At 68.6% G+C, this 19,285-nt stretch carries 14 protein-coding genes; 13 read left to right on the top strand and 1 reads right to left on the bottom strand.

The genetic code is table 11. The features are described 5' to 3' along the window. Positions 1-10 precede the first annotated feature (10 nt). Positions 11-2,869, bottom strand: coding sequence for a hypothetical protein (locus EAH84_RS03135; RefSeq protein ID WP_241656431.1), 2,859 nt, complete (start codon positions 2,867-2,869; stop codon positions 11-13). Between the two features lie 171 nt (positions 2,870-3,040). Between EAH84_RS03135 and EAH84_RS03130 the strand changes: the two genes are divergently transcribed. The 13 genes from EAH84_RS03130 to EAH84_RS03070 all read left to right on the top strand — a co-directional run bounded on the left by EAH84_RS03130 (position 3,041) and on the right by EAH84_RS03070 (position 19,279). Beyond that, on the top strand, positions 3,041-6,604 hold the full coding sequence (locus EAH84_RS03130) for a hydantoinase B/oxoprolinase family protein (RefSeq protein WP_140867570.1): 3,564 nt from the start codon (positions 3,041-3,043) through the stop codon (positions 6,602-6,604). Continuing rightward, entirely contained in the window at positions 6,605-7,258 is a 654-nt protein-coding gene (locus tag EAH84_RS03125) for a DUF969 domain-containing protein (protein ID WP_140867567.1), read from the top strand. Further along, complete coding sequence (locus EAH84_RS03120) at positions 7,255-8,196, top strand: DUF979 domain-containing protein (protein WP_140867564.1); 942 nt, start codon at positions 7,255-7,257, stop codon at positions 8,194-8,196. Before EAH84_RS03125 ends, EAH84_RS03120 begins: the two co-directional genes overlap by 4 nt. Further along, positions 8,193-9,203, top strand: a complete 1,011-nt coding sequence (locus EAH84_RS03115; RefSeq protein ID WP_140867561.1) for a DUF2891 domain-containing protein — start codon at positions 8,193-8,195, stop codon at positions 9,201-9,203. Before EAH84_RS03120 ends, EAH84_RS03115 begins: the two co-directional genes overlap by 4 nt. A 6-nt stretch (positions 9,204-9,209) precedes the next feature. Further along, the gene (locus EAH84_RS03110) at positions 9,210-9,410 is read left to right on the top strand and encodes a hypothetical protein (RefSeq protein WP_140867558.1); all 201 of its coding nucleotides are present in this window, start codon (positions 9,210-9,212) and stop codon (positions 9,408-9,410) included. Positions 9,411-9,632: 222 nt separating this feature from the next. After that, complete coding sequence (locus tag EAH84_RS03105) at positions 9,633-10,646, top strand: YncE family protein (RefSeq protein ID WP_140867555.1); 1,014 nt, start codon at positions 9,633-9,635, stop codon at positions 10,644-10,646. A 117-nt stretch (positions 10,647-10,763) separates the two neighbouring features. After that, positions 10,764-11,045 carry a PepSY domain-containing protein gene (locus EAH84_RS03100; protein WP_194150350.1) on the top strand — a complete coding sequence of 94 codons (282 nt, stop codon included), beginning with the start codon at positions 10,764-10,766 and terminating at the stop codon, positions 11,043-11,045. Positions 11,046-11,057: 12 nt separating this feature from the next. Beyond that, the gene (locus EAH84_RS03095) at positions 11,058-11,735 is read left to right on the top strand and encodes a response regulator transcription factor (RefSeq protein WP_140867549.1); all 678 of its coding nucleotides are present in this window, start codon (positions 11,058-11,060) and stop codon (positions 11,733-11,735) included. Continuing rightward, positions 11,728-13,071: a sensor histidine kinase gene (locus tag EAH84_RS03090; protein ID WP_140867546.1), complete on the top strand. Its 1,344-nt coding sequence runs from the start codon at positions 11,728-11,730 to the stop codon at positions 13,069-13,071. Before EAH84_RS03095 ends, EAH84_RS03090 begins: the two co-directional genes overlap by 8 nt. Then, positions 13,071-14,408: a TolC family protein gene (locus EAH84_RS03085; RefSeq protein ID WP_140867543.1), complete on the top strand. Its 1,338-nt coding sequence runs from the start codon at positions 13,071-13,073 to the stop codon at positions 14,406-14,408. The genes EAH84_RS03090 and EAH84_RS03085 overlap by 1 nt, the downstream gene beginning before the upstream one ends. Next, positions 14,405-15,430 (top strand): efflux RND transporter periplasmic adaptor subunit, encoded by a 1,026-nt coding sequence (locus EAH84_RS03080; RefSeq protein WP_140867540.1) that lies wholly within the window; start codon positions 14,405-14,407, stop codon positions 15,428-15,430. The genes EAH84_RS03085 and EAH84_RS03080 overlap by 4 nt, the downstream gene beginning before the upstream one ends. A gap of 10 nt (positions 15,431-15,440) precedes the next feature. Next, on the top strand, positions 15,441-18,485 hold the full coding sequence (locus tag EAH84_RS03075) for an efflux RND transporter permease subunit (RefSeq protein ID WP_140867537.1): 3,045 nt from the start codon (positions 15,441-15,443) through the stop codon (positions 18,483-18,485). Next, positions 18,485-19,279: a protein-L-isoaspartate(D-aspartate) O-methyltransferase gene (locus tag EAH84_RS03070; protein WP_140867534.1), complete on the top strand. Its 795-nt coding sequence runs from the start codon at positions 18,485-18,487 to the stop codon at positions 19,277-19,279. Before EAH84_RS03075 ends, EAH84_RS03070 begins: the two co-directional genes overlap by 1 nt. Positions 19,280-19,285 lie beyond the last annotated feature (6 nt).

Raw genomic sequence — 19,285 nt, 5'->3', positions numbered from 1 at the left:
CGCGACCATGTTATTGCTTGCACGCTTCTAAGCGTTGGGTGGCCGTCAGCAACGCCGCGCGCTGCGTTCGGAGATCGTCGTTGGTGCGCTCCGTCGGTTGCGGTCCGTTGCCCAGCCCGCGCCATAGCGCGGCGTTGAAGGCATTGGTATCGAGGTGATCTTCGGTGCGGAAGTCCTGCCCCTTCATCGCCGCGGTCCAATAGGCCGCATCGCGCAGCCCGCATCCCGCCAGCGCCACGCGCGGTGCGAAGCGGTCGGTGGGGATCGGCAATTGCGTGGTGCGCAGCACGTCGGCGGCGCGGGCGGTGAAGGTCCAGTCGGTCAGCGCGGGATCGAAGATGTCGGCCATTGGCGAGGCGAGCGAATCGTTGAGGCCGAGCGGCGCCAGGCCCAGCACCGCCTCGATCGTGCGCAGGACGTTGACCGTCGTGTAGCGCGTCGAGACGAGCGCGTGCTGCTTCACCATCGGCCCGGCGACCAGCGCGATGCTGCGCCGCGCATCGACATGGTCGGCGCCGTTCTGCGCATCGTCCTCGACCACGAACACCAGCGTCGAGCCGCCGGCCTTGCTGTGCGCGATCGTCTCGATCACCAGCCCGAGCGAATAGTCGTTGTCGGCCATTTCGGTCTCGACGGTATTCACCCCGTCGATCGCATCCTTGAAGTCGCCGAAGTGATCGTGGCTGAGGCGCAATAGCGTCAGCGCAGGGACGCTTCCCTTCGCATCCGCGGCGGCGAATTCGCGCTGCCATTCGAGCGTGCGCCAGTAATCGGGCATCTTCTGGTCGAAGCCGCGGAAATAGGGATCGCTGCGCGGCGCGAGCAGCCGATCGCCGGGGGTGTGGATCCGCGTCCTGGTATTGGCGGGTTCGCGGACCAGCGGCACCGCGCCGGGCGCATCGGCATCGTAGATCGACGCGTCCGAAAAGCCGTAGTTGCGCACCGATAACCCCGCGCGGATCGCGGCATCCCACAGATACCCGTGATTCTGCTCGTCGTCCTTGTCGCCATCGGGCGCGGTGAGGAGCGCGGGGCCGGGCATCAGATCGGGATCGGTCGACAGTTTCGGATTGGTGGCGTGGCGTTCGGCCATCGTCTGCTGGGTATAGACGAAGCGGTCGGCTTCCTCCGATTCATACGCGAGGCCGCGGCGCGCGTAGTTCACCGGCGCGGTCTTTTCGAGCAAGTCAGGCACGCGCGCCGCGGTCGACCAGGTCCAGCCGGTGCTCGATTGTTCGCCCGAATCGTAGAAATTGTCGAGCGTCACGAACTGGCTGGCGAGCGCGTGATGGTTGGGGCTGAGCGCCTGGCCCAGGATCGCGAGATGCGGATCGCCGTTGCCGACGGGTAGGTCGCCGAGCACCTGATCATAGGTGCGGTTCTCCTTGATGATGAAGACGACGTGCTTGATCCGCGCGCGCACCGCGGCCATCCGCGCCTCGGCGGTCGTACGTCCCTTGGCGGCGTCGAGCCCGATATTGTCGGCGACCTGCAACGTCGTCGCGACCAGCGCGTGCGCCGATGGCATCGGGAATTGCAGCAGCCCGGCCTTTTCGAGCTGATAGATATATTGGTTCGCGGCGCCACACGCGTCGGGCTGGCCGCGATAGATCGCGAGCGCGGGGGCGCATCCGTGCGGGTTTGGCCCCGGCGGGCTCTTGCGGTTGGCGACGAAGACGCGCTTGCCATCGCGACTGACCGCGACCGCGCTCGGATACCAGCCGGTCGGGACGAGCCCCTGGACTGTCGCATCGCCATCGGCCTCGGTCGACACGAGCGCGACCGCGTTGATCCCGCCCATCGTCACGAGCAGCCGGTGATCGGGCAGGATCGCGATCGCATTGAGGTTGAACCCCTTGGCGAGCGGGATAGTGACCATCGCTTCGGGAAGCCCCAGCCGCGGTTCGCCGACGAGCCGCCCAGTGGCGAGATCGATCATCGCGAGCCGATCGGCATTGTCCTCGGTGGCATACAGCCGTCGCGTCGCGGGATCGGCGACGAGCGCGGTCGACTCGCCGATCGTCGCGACGCGGGCGACGACGCGAACACTGCTCGCCGCGATCTCGACCTCCACGAGCTGCCGATCGCGCGGCGCCGAAATCCAGGCATGGGTCGGATCGGTCCATAGGATAGCGAACGGATTTTCGCCGCCCGGCGTGCCCGCCATCGCGGGGTCGATCTTGCCGGGCCGCAGGTCCTGTTCGGCGATCACCACGCCCCGCGTCACATCGATCAGGCTGACCGAATCATTGTAATAGTTGGCGACGAGCGCGCGGATGCCGTCGGGGCTGACCGCGATGCCTGCCGCCTGCGGCTTCACCTCGGCCCCGTTGCCCGCGGCGTGGTCGAGCGCGATCGGCTTGGCGGTCTCGACAAAGCCGGTCTTGCCGCGCCGGAACAGGTGGACGTTGTCGTCGAGGCCGCCGCCGACGACGAAGCCGCTGCCATCGGGCAGCCACGCGATCCCGCCATAGCTATTGGGCACCGTCAGCGTCTGGAGCCATCGGCTGCCGCGTGCGTCGATCGCGTAGCAGAAGATATACTGGCCCGATTGGGCGGGCACGATCTTGCCGTCGGCTCCGGCATAGCGATTGAAACCGCTCGTCATCACCAGCATCTCGCGCCCGTCGGGGCTCGTCGCCGCCGCGGCCGCACCGTCGGTGACGAAGCGAGGGTTCGGCCCGATATGAGCGACCAACGAATCGAACCGCGCGCCCGGCGCCGCGAGCGGGGTCAGCCGCTGACCGGTTGGCAGCGGCTGACCCGCGATCTGCGCCGAGGCCGCGCTTGCCATCGAGATCGCGGCGAGCAGCATGACCAAGGTCGACGCGACATGACCCACCGGTATCAACCATCGCCAACCGATCATGCGCCATTTCCCTTCAGCGTGTCGCCACCGACCTTAGCCGAACCGATGATGGCCCGACAGACGCGTTCGGTCGCATCGCAGCTTGCCGTTTTGCCGTCAGCGATCCACGGTGACGTAATCGAACCGGAGTTACACGATGCGCCTGACGCCGAAATCCATCGACGGGGCGCGATGACGAATCCCGAACCGACGGGCTGGCATTTCTGGATCGACCGCGGCGGCACCTTCACCGACGTGGTCGCGCAGCGGCCCGATGGCGCGGTCGTCACCGCCAAATTGTTGTCCGAAGACCCCGCGTACGAGGATGCCGCGATTGCGGCGATCCGGCGGCTGACCGGGATCGCCAAGGGGCCGTTGCCGCCAGCGGATATTCGGATCGGCACGACGATCGCGACCAACGCGCTGCTCGAGCGAAAGGGCGAACCGGTCCTGCTCGCGATCACGCGCGGGTTCGGCGATGCGCCGACGATCGGGACGCAGGATCGCCCTGACATCTTTGCGCGGGCGATCGATCGCGCGGCGTCGCTCCAGGCGGAGACGCTGGAGATCGATGAGCGCGTGATGGCGGACGGCACGATCGACCGGCCCCTCCACCGCGACGTCGCTCGCGTCGGCTTGCAAGCAGCGTATGATCGCGGCCTGCGCGCGGTCGCGATCGTGCTGATGCATGGCTATCGCTACACCGCGCACGAAGCGGCGCTGGCGGACATCGCGGCGGACATCGGCTTTGTCGAGATCGCGGTCAGCCATCGCGTTTCGGCGCTCGCGCGGTTGATCGGCCGCGCCGACACGGCGATGGTCGATGCCTATCTGTCGCCGGTTCTGCTGCGGTATGTCGAGCGGCTTGCCGCGATGCTGGGCGGCGATCACGCGCCGCTCTTCATGCAATCGAACGGCGGGCTCGCCGCGGCATCCGCGTTTCGCGGCAAGGATGCGATCCTGTCGGGGCCTGCGGGCGGGATCGTCGGAATGGCCGCGACCAGCGCGGCGGCGGGGTTCGATCGCGTGATCGGGTTCGACATGGGTGGCACCTCGACCGACGTCTCGGTCTTCGCCGGCGCGTTCGAGCGCGACAACGAGAACGTCGTGGCGGGGGTCCGCATCCGTGCGCCGATGTTGCGCATCCACACCGTCGCGGCCGGCGGCGGATCGGTCTGCCGCTTTGCCGACGGGCGGTTCGCGGTAGGCCCGGAATCGGCGGGTGCCGATCCCGGTCCCGCGAGCTATCGCCGCGGCGGGCCGTTGACGGTGACCGACTGCAATCTGATCCTCGGCAAGCTGCAGCCCGGTGCCTTCCCCGCGGTGTTCGGCGCGGCGGGCGACCAGCCGCTGGACCGCACCGCGGCGATGGCGCGGATGGCGGAGTTGTTGGCCGATATGGGTACACCCATGGCGGCGGAGCAAGCCGCCGAGGGCATGATCGCGATCGCGGTCGCGAACATGGCGAATGCGATCCGCACCGTCTCGGTGGCGCGCGGGCACGACGTGACCCGGTTCGCACTCGCGTGTTTCGGCGGTGCGGGCGGGCAGCACGCGTGTTTGGTCGCAGACGCGCTGGGCATCGAGATGGTGCTGGTCCACCCCCTGTCGGGCGTTCTGTCGGCCTATGGCATGGGGCTCGCCGACCGCCGCGTCGTCCGCGAGGCGACGCTGGGGATCGGACTAGATGACCAGACGGCGACGCAGGAATCCGCTGACGGGCTGGCTGATGAGGCAGCAGTGGCGTTGGCGGCGCAAGGGGTGGATCGAGATCGCATCGCGACGCTCGCGGAGGCGCATATCCGGACACGCGCGAGCGACGCGACGATTGCCGTCCCGCTGGGTGATCCCGCCGCGATGCGCGCTGCGTTTGCCGACGGGCATCGCGCGCGGTTCGGCTACGACACCGATGCCGCGCTCGTGATCGACATGCTGCGCGTCGAGGCGATCAGTGCGACGCCACACGGGGCGCTGCCGTCACCCCGACAGCGCGTCGACGCTGGGTCACCGGAACGGGTGGCGATCCATATGGCGGGCCGCCTGCGCACCGCGCCGCTTCATCAGCGCGCAACGCTGGCGGTCGACGCGCAGGTTACGGGGCCGGCGCTGATCATCGATCCGGTCGCGACGATCGTCGTCGAACCCGATTGGCGCGCGCGGGTCGGCGTGGACGGCACGCTGGTGCTCGAACGCGAACGGACGCAGCACCGCGACGCGATCGCGACGACGGTCGACCCGGTCCGGCTGGAGATCTTCTCGGGCCTGTTCATGGCGATCGCGAGCGACATGGGCGCCGCGCTGCAACGATCGGCGGCATCGGTGAACATCCGCGAACGGCTCGATTTCAGTTGCGCGCTGTTCGACGCGCGCGGCAATTTGATCGCGAATGCGCCGCATATCCCGGTCCATCTGGGATCGATGGGCGACAGCATCCGCGCGATCCTGGCCCGCCACGCAGGGACGATCGCACGGGGCGACGTCTATGCGCTGAACGCGCCTTACGACGGCGGGACGCACCTTCCCGACATCACCGTCGTCAAGCCGGTGTTCGTGGGCGCCGCCGACGCGCCCGCCTATTTCGTTGCCGCGCGCGGGCATCATGCGGACATCGGCGGCACCAGTCCGGGCTCGATGCCCGCCGATAGTCGCCGCATCGACGAAGAGGGGATCATCTTCGACGGGCTGGCGATCGTCGCCGACGGTCGGCTCCGCGAGGCGGCGATCCGGGATCTGCTCGCGTCGGGCCCTTATCCTGCGCGGAACCCCGACCAGAACCTTGCCGACCTGGCCGCCCAGGTGGCCGCCTGCACGCGCGGGGCCGACGGCTTGCTGGCGCTGGTCGCCGACTACGGTGCGGATGTGGTGACCTCCTATATGGCGCACGTCCAGGACCATAGCGAAGCCGCGGTGCGTCGCCTGATCGCGCGACTGAGCGATGGCGACTTCGCGTACGAGACCGACACCGGTGCGACCGTGCGCGTTTCGGTGCGGATCGAGCGCGACCGGCTGACGATCGATTTCGCGGGAACCAGCGAGCAGCAGCGCGACAACGTCAACGCGCCGCTGCCGATCGTGCGCGCCGCGTGCCTGTACGTGATGCGGACGATGCTCGACACGCCCGTACCCATGAACGACGGTTGCCTGCGCCCGGTGACGATCCGCGTACCCGACGGATCGATGCTGAAGCCGCGGTATCCCGCCGCGGTGGTCGCGGGTAACGTCGAGACGAGCCAGGTCGTGACCGACGCGCTGTTCGGCGCGTTCGGGGCGATGGCGGGGAGCCAGGGGACGATGAACAATTTCACCTTCGGCGACGCGTCCCGCCAATATTACGAAACGATCGCGGGCGGATCCGGCGCGGGTCCGGGGTTCGACGGTACCGCGGTCGTCCAGACGCACATGACCAACAGTCGGCTCACCGACCCCGAAATCCTCGAACAACGCTTTCCCGTGTTGCTCGAATCCTTCGCGATCCGGCGTGGATCGGGGGGGGCGGGCGCGCAGCAGGGCGGCGACGGCGCGACAAGGCGGATGCGGTTCCTCGCGCCGATGCGCGCGAACATCCTTTCGAACCGTCGCCGGGTGCCGCCGTTCGGGCTGGCGGGTGGAGCGGACGGCGGCCTCGGCGCGAACCGGGTCGAACGCGTCGACGGCGGTATCGAGGAACTGCCCGCCACTGCCTCGGTCGACATGATGCCGGGCGATGTGTTCGTGATCGAGACGCCGGGCGGCGGCGGTTATGGAGCGACAGACTAGATGTTGGTGCTCGCCGGAATCGCGGTGATCGCGGCGGGCTTCCTGCTCCGCTTCAATCCGCTGCTCGTCGTCGCGGTCTCGGCGGCGGTGACCGGACTTGCGGCGGGGCTCGATCCGGTCGCGATCCTTGCCGCGTTCGGCAAAGCGTTCAATTCGAGCCGCTACATCACGCTCGTCTATATCGTGCTGCCGGTCATTGGTTTGCTCGAGCGCCATGGCTTGCAGGAGCGCGCGCGCGCGCTGGTGGCGGGGTTGAAAGGCGCGCGGGTCGGACGGCTGCTGATCGGCTATCTGCTGTTCCGCCAACTGACGGCGGCGCTGGGGCTGAATTCGATCGCCGGCCCCGCACAGACGGTCCGCCCGCTCGTTGCGCCGATGGCGGAGGCCGCCGCCGAACGTCAGGGCGTGCCGCCTGGCGGCGATGCGATCCCCGCGATGGCGGCGGCGACCGACAACATCGGGCTGTTCTTCGGTGAGGACATCTTCATCGCGATCGGATCGATCCTGCTGATGAAGGGCATCTTGGAAGGCTATGGCATCGCAATCCAGCCGTTGCATCTGTCGCTATGGGCGATTCCTACCGCGGTCGCGGCGCTGCTGATCCACGGCGGTCGATTGTGGTGGCTCGATCGGCGGCTGGCGCGGCCACGATGATCGGGAGCGGTTTTCTCTACGCCGTCGCGGGGGTGGTGTTCGCGATCTTCGCGCTGCTGAGCGCCATGGATGTTGAGCATTCCAGGCGGTGGGGCAACGCCGCCTTTTACGGCTTGATCGCGCTGAGCTTTCTTGGCGGCGACCGGATCGGCGATGTCGGGAACGGCGTGCTCGTCTTGGGGCTGGTGGCGATCGCCGGGTTCGGCTGGATGGGCCGGAGTACGCGCCCGCCGACCGCTGCGGTCGAGCGCGAGGCCAATGCCGCCAAGTACGGCAATCGCCTGTTCGTGCCCGCGCTCCTCATCCCCGCCACGGCGTTGATCGGGACATTGCTGTTCCGCCAGTTTCCCGATCTCGTCGACCCCAAGCAGGTGACGCTGGTGGCGCTGACGATGGGCGTGATCGCGGCGCTCGCGATCTGCTACATCTGGCTGCGTCCGCGCCCCGCGACCCCCTTTGTCGAGGGCGTGCGGCTGATGGACAGCGTCGGCTGGGCCGCGGTGCTGCCGCAAATGCTGGCGAGCCTCGGCGCGGTGTTCGCGCTGTCGGGCGTCGGCGAGGTCGTCGGGCGGATCGCGGGGCATGCCATTCCCGACGGCAGCTTGGTCGGCGCGGTACTGGTCTACGCGATCGGCATGGCGGCGTTCACGATGGTGATGGGCAATGCCTTCGCGGCATTTCCGGTGATGCTCGCGGGGATCGGCATGCCGCTGTTGATCCGCCGGTTCGGGGGTGACCCCGCGGTGGTCGCGGCGATCGGGATGCTGGCGGGGTTTTGCGGGACGCTGATGACGCCGATGGCGGCGAACTTCAATCTTGTGCCTGCGGCGTTGCTCGATCTCAAGGACCAGAGCGCGGTGATCAAGGCGCAGGTGCCGACGGCGCTGGCATTGCTCGCGGTCAATACCATCCTGTTATATTGGTTGGGGTTCCGATGACACTGACGCCCGATCTCGCCGCTGGATTCGCGCGCACGACGCTGTCGCATCTGGGCCGCGAATATCCCTACAAGCTCGATCTCGTCCTGACCGGTCCGGGCGACGTCACGTCTCCCGCGGCGATCCACCCGATCTTTCACGGTAGCTACGACTGGCATAGCTGCGTGCACGGTTGGTGGCAGATACTCAGGATCGCGCGGCTGTTTCCCGACCTGGCGGAGGCGGGCGGGATCCGATCGCGCGCCGATGCGATGCTGGTGCCCGAGAAGGTCGCGGGCGAATGCGCGCGGCTCGACCGGATCGATAGCAGGGGGTTCGAGCGCCCCTATGGTTGGGCATGGCTGCTGTCACTCCACGCCGAGGCCGTGCGGCATCGGGCGCCCTGGGCGGATGCGTTGGAGCCGCTCGCGCAGCGCTTCGCCGCGCTGTTTCGCGAGCATCTGCCCAAGCTCACTTATCCGATCCGGACGGGGACGCATTTCAACACCAGCTTCGCGCTGACGCTGGCGCACGAATGGGCAGCGCGATACGATCCCGCGCTGGCGACGTTGATCACCGACCGCGCCCGCGAGTGGTTCAGCGGCGACCGGAACTGCCAGGGCTGGGAGCCGGGCGGCGACGAATTTTTGTCGCCTGCGCTCAGCGAAGCACTGCTGATGTCGCGCATCATTGACGGCGCCGAATTTGCCGCGTGGTTCGACCGTTTTCTGCCCGACGCCGCAGGGGGCACGCCTGCTACCTTGTTCACACCCGCGCACGTGTCCGATCGCACCGATGGCAAGATCGCGCATCTCGACGGGCTGAATCTCAGCCGAGCCTGGGCATGGCGCGGGATCGCTACCGCGCTGGGGGAAGGCCATCCCGTTCATGCGCCGGCGCTGGCGACGGCGAACGCGCATATCCGCGCCAGTCTGCCGCACATCGCCGACGATTATATGGGCAGCCACTGGCTCGCGAGCTTCGCGCTGCTGGCGCTTAACGACGCATCCGAAATCGCGGCTGCTTAAGTCGGCATGCGGAAGCTGATCGAGCGTCCAGTTCAGGCCAGCGTAAAACGTGATTTGAATGTCGCATTATGGGGCTCGCTCGCAGCCGCGGTGGCCGAGAAAGGCGCTTTGATGAACACCTTATTGGTGTTGTTGGTGGCCGCAGGCAGTTTGATGATCACCCTGCCTTTGCGAGCGTCGACAACGACAAAGGCACATATCGAGTAAAGTTAGCGGGCGAGGCAATGATGACCCATCCGGAGTTTAGCGATATCTGCGTCAGCGCTGAAATGATTGAGGCTGGCTACCAAACCGTCGCGCGCCATGATGAAGCGATGTCACGCGTGCGGAACAGCGATACCAAGATTGTGAATTCCCAATGCGGCGCGAAGCACTTGGTCGCGGCGCGCGGCTGGGGCACGGGGTGCCGACAATCTGGAGGGCCGAACGATGAAGCTGCTGTCGATCCTGTTGTCCGGCGCGGGCGCGATGCTCGTCGCCGCCGCGGCGCCTGTCGCGCCGGTCCCACGCTATCATGTTGCGGGACATATCGCCGGACCAGACGGCGGCGGGTGGGACTATGTCGCGGTCGATGTCGCGGCACGCGTGCTCTACGTCGCCCACGGCGATGCGGTGACGCGGGTCGATCTGGCGAAGCGCGACGCCGGCCGTTCGATCGGCACGATCGTCCACGGGCATGCGGTGGTGCCGCTGGCGCATGGCATGCTGCTGGTGACGAGCGGGCGCGACAACAGCGTGCGGCTGATCGACGCGACGACCGGGGTGGAGCAGGCGAAGCTCGCGGTGGGTGACGATCCCGATGCGGCGGCGTACGAGACCGCGAGCGGCCATGTGTTCGTGATGAACGCCCACGACGGCACGATTTCCGACGTCGATCCCCACGAGATGAAGGTCGTGCGCACGATCACCGTCAAGCCCGCGCTGGAATTCGCGGTGATCGGGCGGGGCCGGACGCTGTACGTCAACAACGAGGACGCGGACGAGATCGAGGTCGTCGATCTCGCGGCGGGCAAGCTGGTCCGCTCGATCGCACTTACGGGGTGCGAGGGGCCGACCGGGCTCGCGTTCGACGCCAGCCACGATCGCCTGATCAGCGCGTGCGCCAACGGCAAGGCCGCCGTGGTCGATACCCGCGCCGCCAAGCTTACCGGGTTGATCGACATCGGGCGCGGTCCCGACGCGGTGATGCTCGATGCGAAGCGGCAGGTCGCGCTGATTCCGTGCGGGCGCGACGGGGTGCTCGAGGTCTTGTCGCTCGCGGCACGGAGCGTGCGCAAGGTCGCCACCGTGAAAACCGAAGTCGGCGCGCGGACCGGTGCGATCGATGCGCGGACGGGCAACGTCTACCTCCCGACCGCAGCGTTCGATCCCCCGGCCAGGGCTGGCGGCCGCCCGGTGGCGCGGGCGGGCACGTTCCACTTGCTGGTCGTCGCACCCGCCTGAGCCGCGTGGTTCATCTACATTGGGATAGTAGAACTCCCCTTCCATCCCGGCGCAATCTACCGCGGCGTAAGAAGGACAGGCCCGATCAAGCGGGTGGACCAATCGAGGATGAGTGACATGACCAAGCGTATCCCCCTCCTGCTGACCGCCGCCGTTGCGCTGGCCGCGCCCGCGCTCGCGGCGCAGCCCCATGCCAAGCTGACGATGGCGCAGGCGCGCGCGATCGAGCTCAAGCAGGCCCCCGGCAAAATCCAGGATGCCGAATATGAAAAGGAAGGTGGCGGCTGGCGCTATTCGTTCGATATCCGCCAGGGCAAGCGTATTCACGAGATCGGCGTCGACGCCAACACCGGTCGCGTCGTCGAGAACAAATATGAAGGCCTGAACGATAAGGACTGATCGCACCCCGTCATGCGCATCCTGATCGCCGAGGACGATGACGACACCGCCGGGTTCGTCGAGCGAGGGCTCGGCGAGCTCGGCCATGCCGTGACGCGCGTCGGCGATGGCGAGGATGCGTTGCACCTCGGCCTCGTCGAGAGCTTCGACGTCGCGATCCTCGACCGGCTGTTGCCGCAGCTCGACGGCGTGGAGATTCTGAAGCGGTGGCGCGCGGGCGGTGTCCGCATGCCGGTGCTGATGCTGACCGCGCTCGGCGGCATCGAGGATCGCGTGATAGGGCTCGGCGCAGGCGCGGACGATTACCTCGTCAAGCCGTTCGCGTTCGCCGAACTCGCCGCGCGGATCGCGGCACTGCTGCGCCGCCCGCCGATCAGCGAGGCCCCGACCGCATTCCATGTCGGCGACGTCGATCTCGACCTGCTCCGCCGCGAGGTACGACGCGGCGGGCACGAGGTGCGGCTCCAGCCGCGCGAATATGCGCTGCTCGAACTGTTGATGCGCAATGCGGGGCGGGTCGTGACGCGGACGATGTTCCTCGAATCGATCTGGGGATTCCATTTCGATCCGCAGACCAACATCGTCGAAAGCCATCTGAGCCGGATGCGATCGAAATTGAACGGGGGCTTCGATACCGATCCGATCGAAACGCTGCGCGGCGTCGGCTATCGGATGCGGGCGGATGGCTGACCTCCGGCGCAGCGCCGCCTATCGCATCGCGTTTACTTATTCCGCCGTGTTCGCGCTCGCGATCACGCTGCTCGGCGCGGTCGTGTATTTCGCCGCCGATGCCGCGTTCCGCGCGCAGCAGGACGCGGCGCTCGCCGAGGAAACGCGCGCGCTCGTTCGCAGTTATCGCGAGGAAGGATTGCCCGACCTGCTCGAAACGATTTTGGCGCGCGAGACCGGCGGACGCGTCGACAATTTCGGCTATGCGCTCTTCGATGCCGGACACCGCCGGATCGCCGGATCGCTCGCGCTGCGCCGACCCGCCCGCGGCTGGGGTAACGTCGAGTTCGTCGATCCCGTCGAGGGCGTCGATGCTGCCCGTGCGCTGACGACCGCGATCGGCGACGGTCGCACGCTGGTCGTCGCGATCGACACCGAGGCGCTCGAGCGGATCGACGGCACAATTTTGGCGCTGTTCGGCGCGGCGTTGGTACTGGTCCTGCTGTTCGGCACCGGCGGCGCGCTGGCGCTCGGCGGGTATCTGCAGCGGCGGCTCGCGCGGATCAGCGGCACCGCGCAGGCCATCGTCGCCGGCGATCTCGCGCGACGCATTCCAGTCGGCGCGCGCGGCGACGAGTTCGACGAGCTCGCCCGATCGCTCAACGCGATGCTCGATCGGATCGCGCAATTGCTCGACAGCCTGCGTCAGGTATCGAGCGACGTCGCACACGACCTGCGCACCCCGCTCGCCCGCCTGCGCGCCGAGATCGAGGCGGCGCTCGATGGCCCGCACGCGGCGCAACGCGGCGCGCTCGAGGGGGCATTGGAGCGGAGCGACGAGCTGTTATCGCTGTTTGCCGCGATCCTGCGGATTTCGGAGGTCGAAGGCGGCGCGCTCGCCCGCGCGTTTGCGCCGATGGACCTGTCCGCGCTCGCCAACGACCTGTGCGACACCTATGCGCCCGCGGTGGCCGATGGCGGGCGAAGCCTCGACTGCGCCATCGCGTCAGGGCTCACGATCCACGGCGACCGCGAACTGATCGCGCAGGCCGTGATCAATTTACTCGACAACGCGCAAGGTCACACCCCCGCGGGCACCTCGATCACGGTGAGCCTCATGGCGGAAGGGGATATGATCTTGCTGGCGGTGGTGGACGACGGCCCCGGCGTCGCGGCTAAGGATCGCACACGGATCGTCCACCGGTTCGTGCGGCTTGATTCGAGCCGGACACGACCAGGCAACGGGCTGGGCCTCAACATGGTCGCCGCGATTGCCGCGGTGCATCGCGGGACGCTATCGATCGACGACGACGCGCCGGGGTTGCGCGCGACACTGCGGTTGCCGAGGATTACGTGATGCGCTGGGTTCCCTTGATCGCGGCGGTGCTGCTCGCGGGTTGCGCGCATTATGCGCAGGTGCCGCTGGAGAGCGACCCTGGCGTGCTCGCGTCGCCGGTCGCCTCAGTTCTGGCACGCGAGGCCGCGGCGATCCGGCGGCCGTTTCTGACGCCGACGACGATCGACCTTGCCGCGCCGCTCGATCCCAACGCGATCGCGACGCTGGCGGTGATCGCCAATCCCGACCTGAAGGCGCAGCGGGTGCGCGCGGGGGTGTCCGACGCACAGCTCTTTGCCGCGCGACTGCTGCCCGACCCGACGCTGAGCGTGGGCGCATCGAAGGTGGTGTCCGGCCCCGATCCGCTGATCGATCTCGCCAACGCGCTGGGCCTCGACATCCAGGCGCTGCGCACGCGCGGCGTTCGGATCGCCGCAGCGCGCGCGCAAGCCGGACAGGTGCGGCTCGATCTCGCCTGGGCCGAATGGCAAACTGCGGGGCAGGCGCGACTCCAGGCGGCACGGACCCAGGGGCTCGAGCGGCGGGCCGCGCTCGCCGCGGCGAGCCGCGATGCCGCGCGGTCGCTCGCCGATCGCACGCTGCGCGCGGCGGGGCGCGGCGACCTGCCGCCCGATCAGGTGCAGGCGGCGCGGCTGTCCGCGTTCAACGCCGCCGAACTCGTCCGCACCGCCGAACGCGATCTCGCCGCCGCGCGGTTCGAACTGACCCGGCTGATCGGTCTGCCGCCATCCTATCCGCTGACGCTCGCGCCCGTCGCCGCGCCCCCGCCGCCGCCGGATGCCGCCGTGCTGTTTGCTTTCGCGCGCGACACGCGGAGCGACCTTGCGGCGCTGCGCGAAGGTTATGCCGCGCAGGAGGCGACCGTCCATCGCGCGGTGCTCGAACAATTTCCCACGTTGGCGCTGACGATCAACGCCAACCGCGATTCGGCGGGCAACGCGCTGGTCGGCCCCGCGATCGATTTCACGCTGCCGCTGTGGAACCGCAACCGCGGCGGCATCGCGGTCGAGCGCGCGACACGAGAGGCGTTGAAGACCGAATATGACGCGCGGCTGTTCCAGACCCGCGCCGAGATCGCGGCGGCCGTCGGCGGCATCGCAGTCGCCCACCGCCAGCGCGTGGCGGCACTCCACGATCTACCTGCGGTCCAGCAGTTCGCCGTCGCGAGCCGCCGCGCCGCCAACCGCGGCGACCTAGCCCCCGCCACCGCGGAGATCGCCGAACAGGCGCTGCGCGACAACCAGACACTGGTCGCGCAGGCCGACCAGGATATCGCCGAACAGACGATCGCGCTCGAACTTTTGACCGGCGCACCCCGAGAGGATTGGCCCCAATGACCAAATGGTTCGCGGTCGCGAGTCTGATGCTCGCCGCCTGTTCGGGCGGCGCGAGCGACGAGGCGGCGACACCGGCCCCGGTCGCGCTGGTGACGATCGCCGCCGCGCAACAGGGCGCGCTCACCGACCGTGTAACATTATACGGCGTCGCCGAGGCGGGGGCGGGGGGCAAAGTCGCGCTGACCGCGCCAACCGAAGCGATCGTCGTCCGCATCGTCACCCCGGTCGGCACGCGCGTGACGGCGGGGCAGGTCGTCGCGCAACTCGGCGCGGCACCGAACACGCGGCTCGACATCGTCAAGGCCTCGACTGACGCGCGTGCCGCCGACGCCGCCTATGCGCGCGCGCAGCGGCTCCGCAAGGATGGGCTGGTCGGCAATGCCGAGGTCGAAACCGCGCGCGCCGCGGCGCAAAGCGCGGATGCCACCCGCGCGAGCCTTGCAGGTCGTGCCGGGGCATTGACCTTGCGCGCGCGCACCGCGGGGTTCGTCGAAAGCGTGGCGGTGAGCGATGGCGACCTGATCCAGCCCGGCGCGACCGTCGCGACGATCGCGCGCAACGGCGATCTGCGCGCGCATTTCGGGGTCGATCCCAGCGTCGCGCGCGCACTCCATCCGGGCGCACCGATTCGGATCGAGGCGTCGACGGGACGCGCGGCGTTCGCGGTGCCGATCGCGTCGGTGTCTCCGATTATCGATCCGACGACGCGGCAGGCGGCGGTGTTCGCGACGCTGCCCGCCGCAGCCGGATTGGGGGTCGGCGAGGTACTGACCGGCACGGTCGCGGTCGGCGCCAGTGGCGGCGGCATCGCGGTGACGATCCCCTATGCCGCGCTGCTCGACGATGGCGGGCAGCCTTATGTCTATGTCGTGACGAGCGGCGTCGCGCATCGCCACAATGTGTCCCCGGGCGCGACCGAGGGCGACCGGGTCGCAATCACGCAGGGTGTGAAACCCGGCGACCATGTCGTCGTCGAGGGCGGCACCGCGGTCGACGACGGGATGAAGGTCCGCACCAAGTGACGGTCCAACGATGACCCAGGCGCTTGCCCGCCACGCCCGCGCGCTCTGGCTCGCGGCCCTGTTGCTGACGGTCGGCGGGGTCGTCGCCGCGACCCGGCTGCCCGTCAGCCTGTTCCCCTTCATCAGCTATCCGCGCGTCGTCGTGTCGATCGACGCGGGCGAACGCGACGCCGATCAGATGGCCGCCGACATCACCCGCCCGATCGAGATCGCGTTGCGCGCGGTGCCCGGCGTCAGCCGAATCAGGTCGACCACGAGCCGCGGGTCGGCCGAGGTGTCGCTCAACTTTCCCTGGGGGGAGGACATGGTCGCCGCAACGCTGGCGACGCAGGGCGCGCTCGCGACGGTGCTCCCCGATCTGCCGCCGGGCACTCGGTTCGAGGTGCGGCGATCCGATCCGACGCTGTTCCCGGTGCTGGGGGTCGCGCTGACCTCATCGTCGCTCGATGTCGAAGCGCTGCGCCAGATCGCCGAGTTTCAGGTTCGCCCCGCGTTGAGCGCGGTCGCGGGGGTCGCGGGGGTCGACGTGCTCGGCGGTGCACCGCGTGAATTCCAGGTCGCGGTCGATCCCGCGCGCGCGCAGGCGCTGGGACTCGGCCTCGCCGATATCGCGACCGCACTCGGCAAGGGCAACGACGTCCAGGGCGTGGGTCGGCTCGAGGATCGCCACCGGCTCTATCTGGTCCTCGCGCAAAACCGGATCGCCGGAATCCCCGATCTTGCCGCGTTGCCGATCAAGACGGGGGCGAACGCCGGGGCGGGGATCGTCACGCTCGGCCAGATCGCGACGATCACGCCATCGGAACAGCCGGTCTATACCCGGGTTACCTCCGACGGTCGTCGCGCGGTGCTGGTCAACATCCGCCAGGCACTCGATTCGGACACGGTCAGGATCGTCAAGGAGGTCAACGCGCGGCTCGCGACGCTGGGGCTGCCGCCGAGCGTCAAGGTGACGCCGTTCTATGACCAGTCCGAACTGGTAACGGGCGCGGCGAACGCGGTGCGCGACGCGATCCTGCTCGGCGCGGTGCTGGCGGGGTTGGTGCTGTTCGTGTTCCTGCGCTCGGGACGGCTGATGCTGATCACCGGGCTGATGTTGCCCGCGGTGCTGGCGGGCACCTGCCTCATCCTGTTCGCGCTCGGGATGAGCTTCAACATGATGACACTGGGCGGGATGGCGGCTGCGGTCGGGCTGGTCGTCGACGACGCGGTCGTGATGCTCGAACATATCATGCGCCGCTTGCAGGAGGGCGCGGCGAAGGGGGTCGCGGGCGTCCTTAGCGCGGCAGCGGAAATGGGGACGCCGCTGATCGGATCGACCTCCGCGACGATCGTCGTCTTCCTGCCGCTCGCGTTCATCTCCGGGGTGACCGGCGGGTTCTTCAAGGCGCTGGCGCTGACCATGGTCGCCGCGCTTGGGCTGTCGCTAGTCTACGCGCGCTTCGTCATCCCGCTCGCTGCGGCCTATTGGCTGCGCGAGAAGGATGCCAAAGCCGCGGAAAAGGCGGGCGGCTTCATGGGCCGCCTCGGCAAGGGCTACGACCGTGCCGCCAACCGGGCGTTCGCGCGGCCCGCGCTGTTCGCCGCGGTGCTCGGCGTCGGCATGGCGCTGATCGGCTGGGCGGCGTGGAGCCACGTCCCCTCGGGCTTCATGCCGCAGATGGATGAAGGTGGCTTCATCCTCGACTATAAGGCGCAACCGGGCGCGGCGTTGAGCGACACCGACCGGCTGCTCCGCCAGGTCGAACAGATCATCACCGCGACGCCCGAGGTCGCGAGCTATTCGCGCCGCACCGGGCTCCAGCTCGGCGGCGGGCTCACCGAGGCGGACGAGGGCGATTATTTCATCCGCCTGCACGGCGGATCGCGCCGCCCGATCGAGGCGGTGATGGCGGACGTCCGGACCAGGGTCGAGGCCAAGGTTCCCGGTGTCCAGATCGAGACCGCGCAGTTGATGGAGGACCTGATCGGCGATCTGACCGCGGTGCCGCAACCGATCGAGGTCAAATTGTTCGGCGACAATCCGGCCCAGCTCGACGCCGCGGCCAAATCGGTCGGCGACGCGATCGGCAAGGTGACCGGCGTGGTCGAGGTGGTCGATGGCCTGCGCGTCGCGGGCGACGCGATCAGCGTCCGGGTCGATCCGGCGCGCGCCGCGCTCCAGGGGCTCGATCCGAATGCGGTCGCGACCCAGCTCGAGGCGCTGGTCGGCGGGATGCAGGCGACCCAGGTCAGGATCGGCGAACAACTCCTGACCGTCCGGGTCCGCGCGCCGCAGGATCTGCGCCAACGCGCGAGCGATCTCGGTCGCCTCGCACTCGTCGCGCCCGATGGCCATGTGGTGCGCGTCGCGCAGGTCGCGACGGTCAGCATCGCGGCGGGGCAGAAGCAGCTTACCCGCGAGGATCTCGCGCCGTTCATCGGCGTTACCGCGCGGCTCGAGGGGCGCGATCTGGGGTCGGCGATGAAGGACGTCCGCGCCGCGGTGACCGGGCTGAACCTGCCCGCTGGAATCCGCGTCGATTACGGCGGGCTCTACGCGCAGCAGCAACAGAGCTTCGCCGACCTGTCGATGGTGTTCGCCGCCGCGCTGCTGCTCACCGCGCTGCTCCTCACCTTCCTCTTCGAACGCGTCAGCTGGACGCTGGCGGCGATCGCGACGGTGTTGCTCTCGGCGGCGGCGGTGCTCGGGGGGCTGTGGCTGACGGGAATCGAGCTCGACATCTCGGCGTTGATGGGGCTGACGATGGTGGTGGGGATGGTCACCGAGCTCGTGATCTTCTTCCTCGCCGAAATCGACCGCGATGCACCCGTTGATATGGCCGTCTTGCGCGAGGCGGGCGCGAAGCGGCTGCGCCCGATCCTGATGTCTGCGCTGATCGCGATCCTGACGCTCGCGCCGCTGGCGCTCGGGCTGAGCCGGGGCGCCGGGCTCCAGCGCCCGCTCGCCACCGCGATCATCTTCGGCCTCGTCGCCGCGGTGCCGCTGGTGCTATTGTTCCTGCCCGCGATGATCGCCGCGCTGTCGCGCCACCATGAAGAGGTAACGCCTTGATGCCCGGTTTGTCGTTGCTCTGGATACCGATAGCGGCGGCGCTCATGCTGCCCGCCGCAGCGGGGGATATGTTCGCCGTGCGGCGGGCGGCGATGGTCGCGAAGATCGCCGAGACCGTACGGCGCGCCGCGCCGGCAGCGGACACCCCCGCGTTCCGTCGGACAATCGATGTCATCGGTCGATTGCCGCGCGAATTGTTCGTGACCAAGCCCGGGCGCGAGCTGGCCTATATCGATGTGCCGCAGTCGATCGGCTACGGTCAGACGATCTCCGATCCGTACATCGTCACGATCATGACCGCCGCGCTGGAGCTGCCGTCGGGCGCGACCGTACTCGATGTCGGGACCGGGTCGGGGTACCAGGCCGCTGCGCTGTCGCCGCTCGCCGACCAGGTCTGGTCGATCGAGATCGTCGCGCCACTGGCGCGCTCCGCCGCGCGTCGACTCGATCGGATGGGGTATCGCAACATCCATGTCCGCAGCGGCGACGGCTTCGCGGGATGGCCCGAACACGCGCCGTTCGACGGCATCGTCGTGGCGGCTGGGGCGAGCAAGGTTCCCCAACCTCTGATCGATCAACTCAAGGTCGGCGGTCGCATGGTGATTCCGATCGGCCCGTCCACCGCGCAGGAGCAGTTGCTGCGCGTCACCAAGGGCAGCGACGGCGCGGTGACGCGTTGCTCGCTCGGGCTGGCGATGTTCGTGCCACTGACGGGGCGCGGCGAGCGCTCGCCCGAGACGCGCGGGCTGATCGATAAGAGCATCCCTTATTGTTTTGGTGCCCCGATCACCTGACGACAG

Origin of the sequence: Sphingomonas oligophenolica (assembly GCF_006438955.1) — a bacterium.
In the GTDB taxonomy this organism is placed as follows: domain Bacteria; phylum Pseudomonadota; class Alphaproteobacteria; order Sphingomonadales; family Sphingomonadaceae; genus Sphingomonas; species Sphingomonas oligophenolica_A.
The sequence above is the reverse complement of the archived record's forward strand: the minus strand, read 5'-3'. Positions and strand labels throughout refer to the sequence as shown.

Bases quoted from the DNA above. Each gene is read 5' to 3' on its own strand.
- EAH84_RS03090 (WP_140867546.1), top strand. From the start codon at position 11,728: ATGGCTGACCTCCGGCGCAGCGCCGCCTATCGCATCGCGTTTACTTAT.
- EAH84_RS03100 (WP_194150350.1), top strand. From the start codon at position 10,764: ATGACCAAGCGTATCCCCCTCCTGCTGACCGCCGCCGTTGCGCTGGCC.
- EAH84_RS03105 (WP_140867555.1), top strand. From the start codon at position 9,633: ATGAAGCTGCTGTCGATCCTGTTGTCCGGCGCGGGCGCGATGCTCGTC.
- EAH84_RS03135 (WP_241656431.1), bottom strand. From the start codon at position 2,869: ATGATCGGTTGGCGATGGTTGATACCGGTGGGTCATGTCGCGTCGACC.
- EAH84_RS03075 (WP_140867537.1), top strand. From the start codon at position 15,441: ATGACCCAGGCGCTTGCCCGCCACGCCCGCGCGCTCTGGCTCGCGGCC.
- EAH84_RS03110 (WP_140867558.1), top strand. From the start codon at position 9,210: ATGCGGAAGCTGATCGAGCGTCCAGTTCAGGCCAGCGTAAAACGTGAT.
- EAH84_RS03125 (WP_140867567.1), top strand. From the start codon at position 6,605: ATGTTGGTGCTCGCCGGAATCGCGGTGATCGCGGCGGGCTTCCTGCTC.
- EAH84_RS03095 (WP_140867549.1), top strand. From the start codon at position 11,058: ATGCGCATCCTGATCGCCGAGGACGATGACGACACCGCCGGGTTCGTC.
- EAH84_RS03080 (WP_140867540.1), top strand. From the start codon at position 14,405: ATGACCAAATGGTTCGCGGTCGCGAGTCTGATGCTCGCCGCCTGTTCG.
- EAH84_RS03115 (WP_140867561.1), top strand. From the start codon at position 8,193: ATGACACTGACGCCCGATCTCGCCGCTGGATTCGCGCGCACGACGCTG.
- EAH84_RS03070 (WP_140867534.1), top strand. From the start codon at position 18,485: ATGCCCGGTTTGTCGTTGCTCTGGATACCGATAGCGGCGGCGCTCATG.
- EAH84_RS03130 (WP_140867570.1), top strand. From the start codon at position 3,041: ATGACGAATCCCGAACCGACGGGCTGGCATTTCTGGATCGACCGCGGC.
- EAH84_RS03085 (WP_140867543.1), top strand. From the start codon at position 13,071: ATGCGCTGGGTTCCCTTGATCGCGGCGGTGCTGCTCGCGGGTTGCGCG.
- EAH84_RS03120 (WP_140867564.1), top strand. From the start codon at position 7,255: ATGATCGGGAGCGGTTTTCTCTACGCCGTCGCGGGGGTGGTGTTCGCG.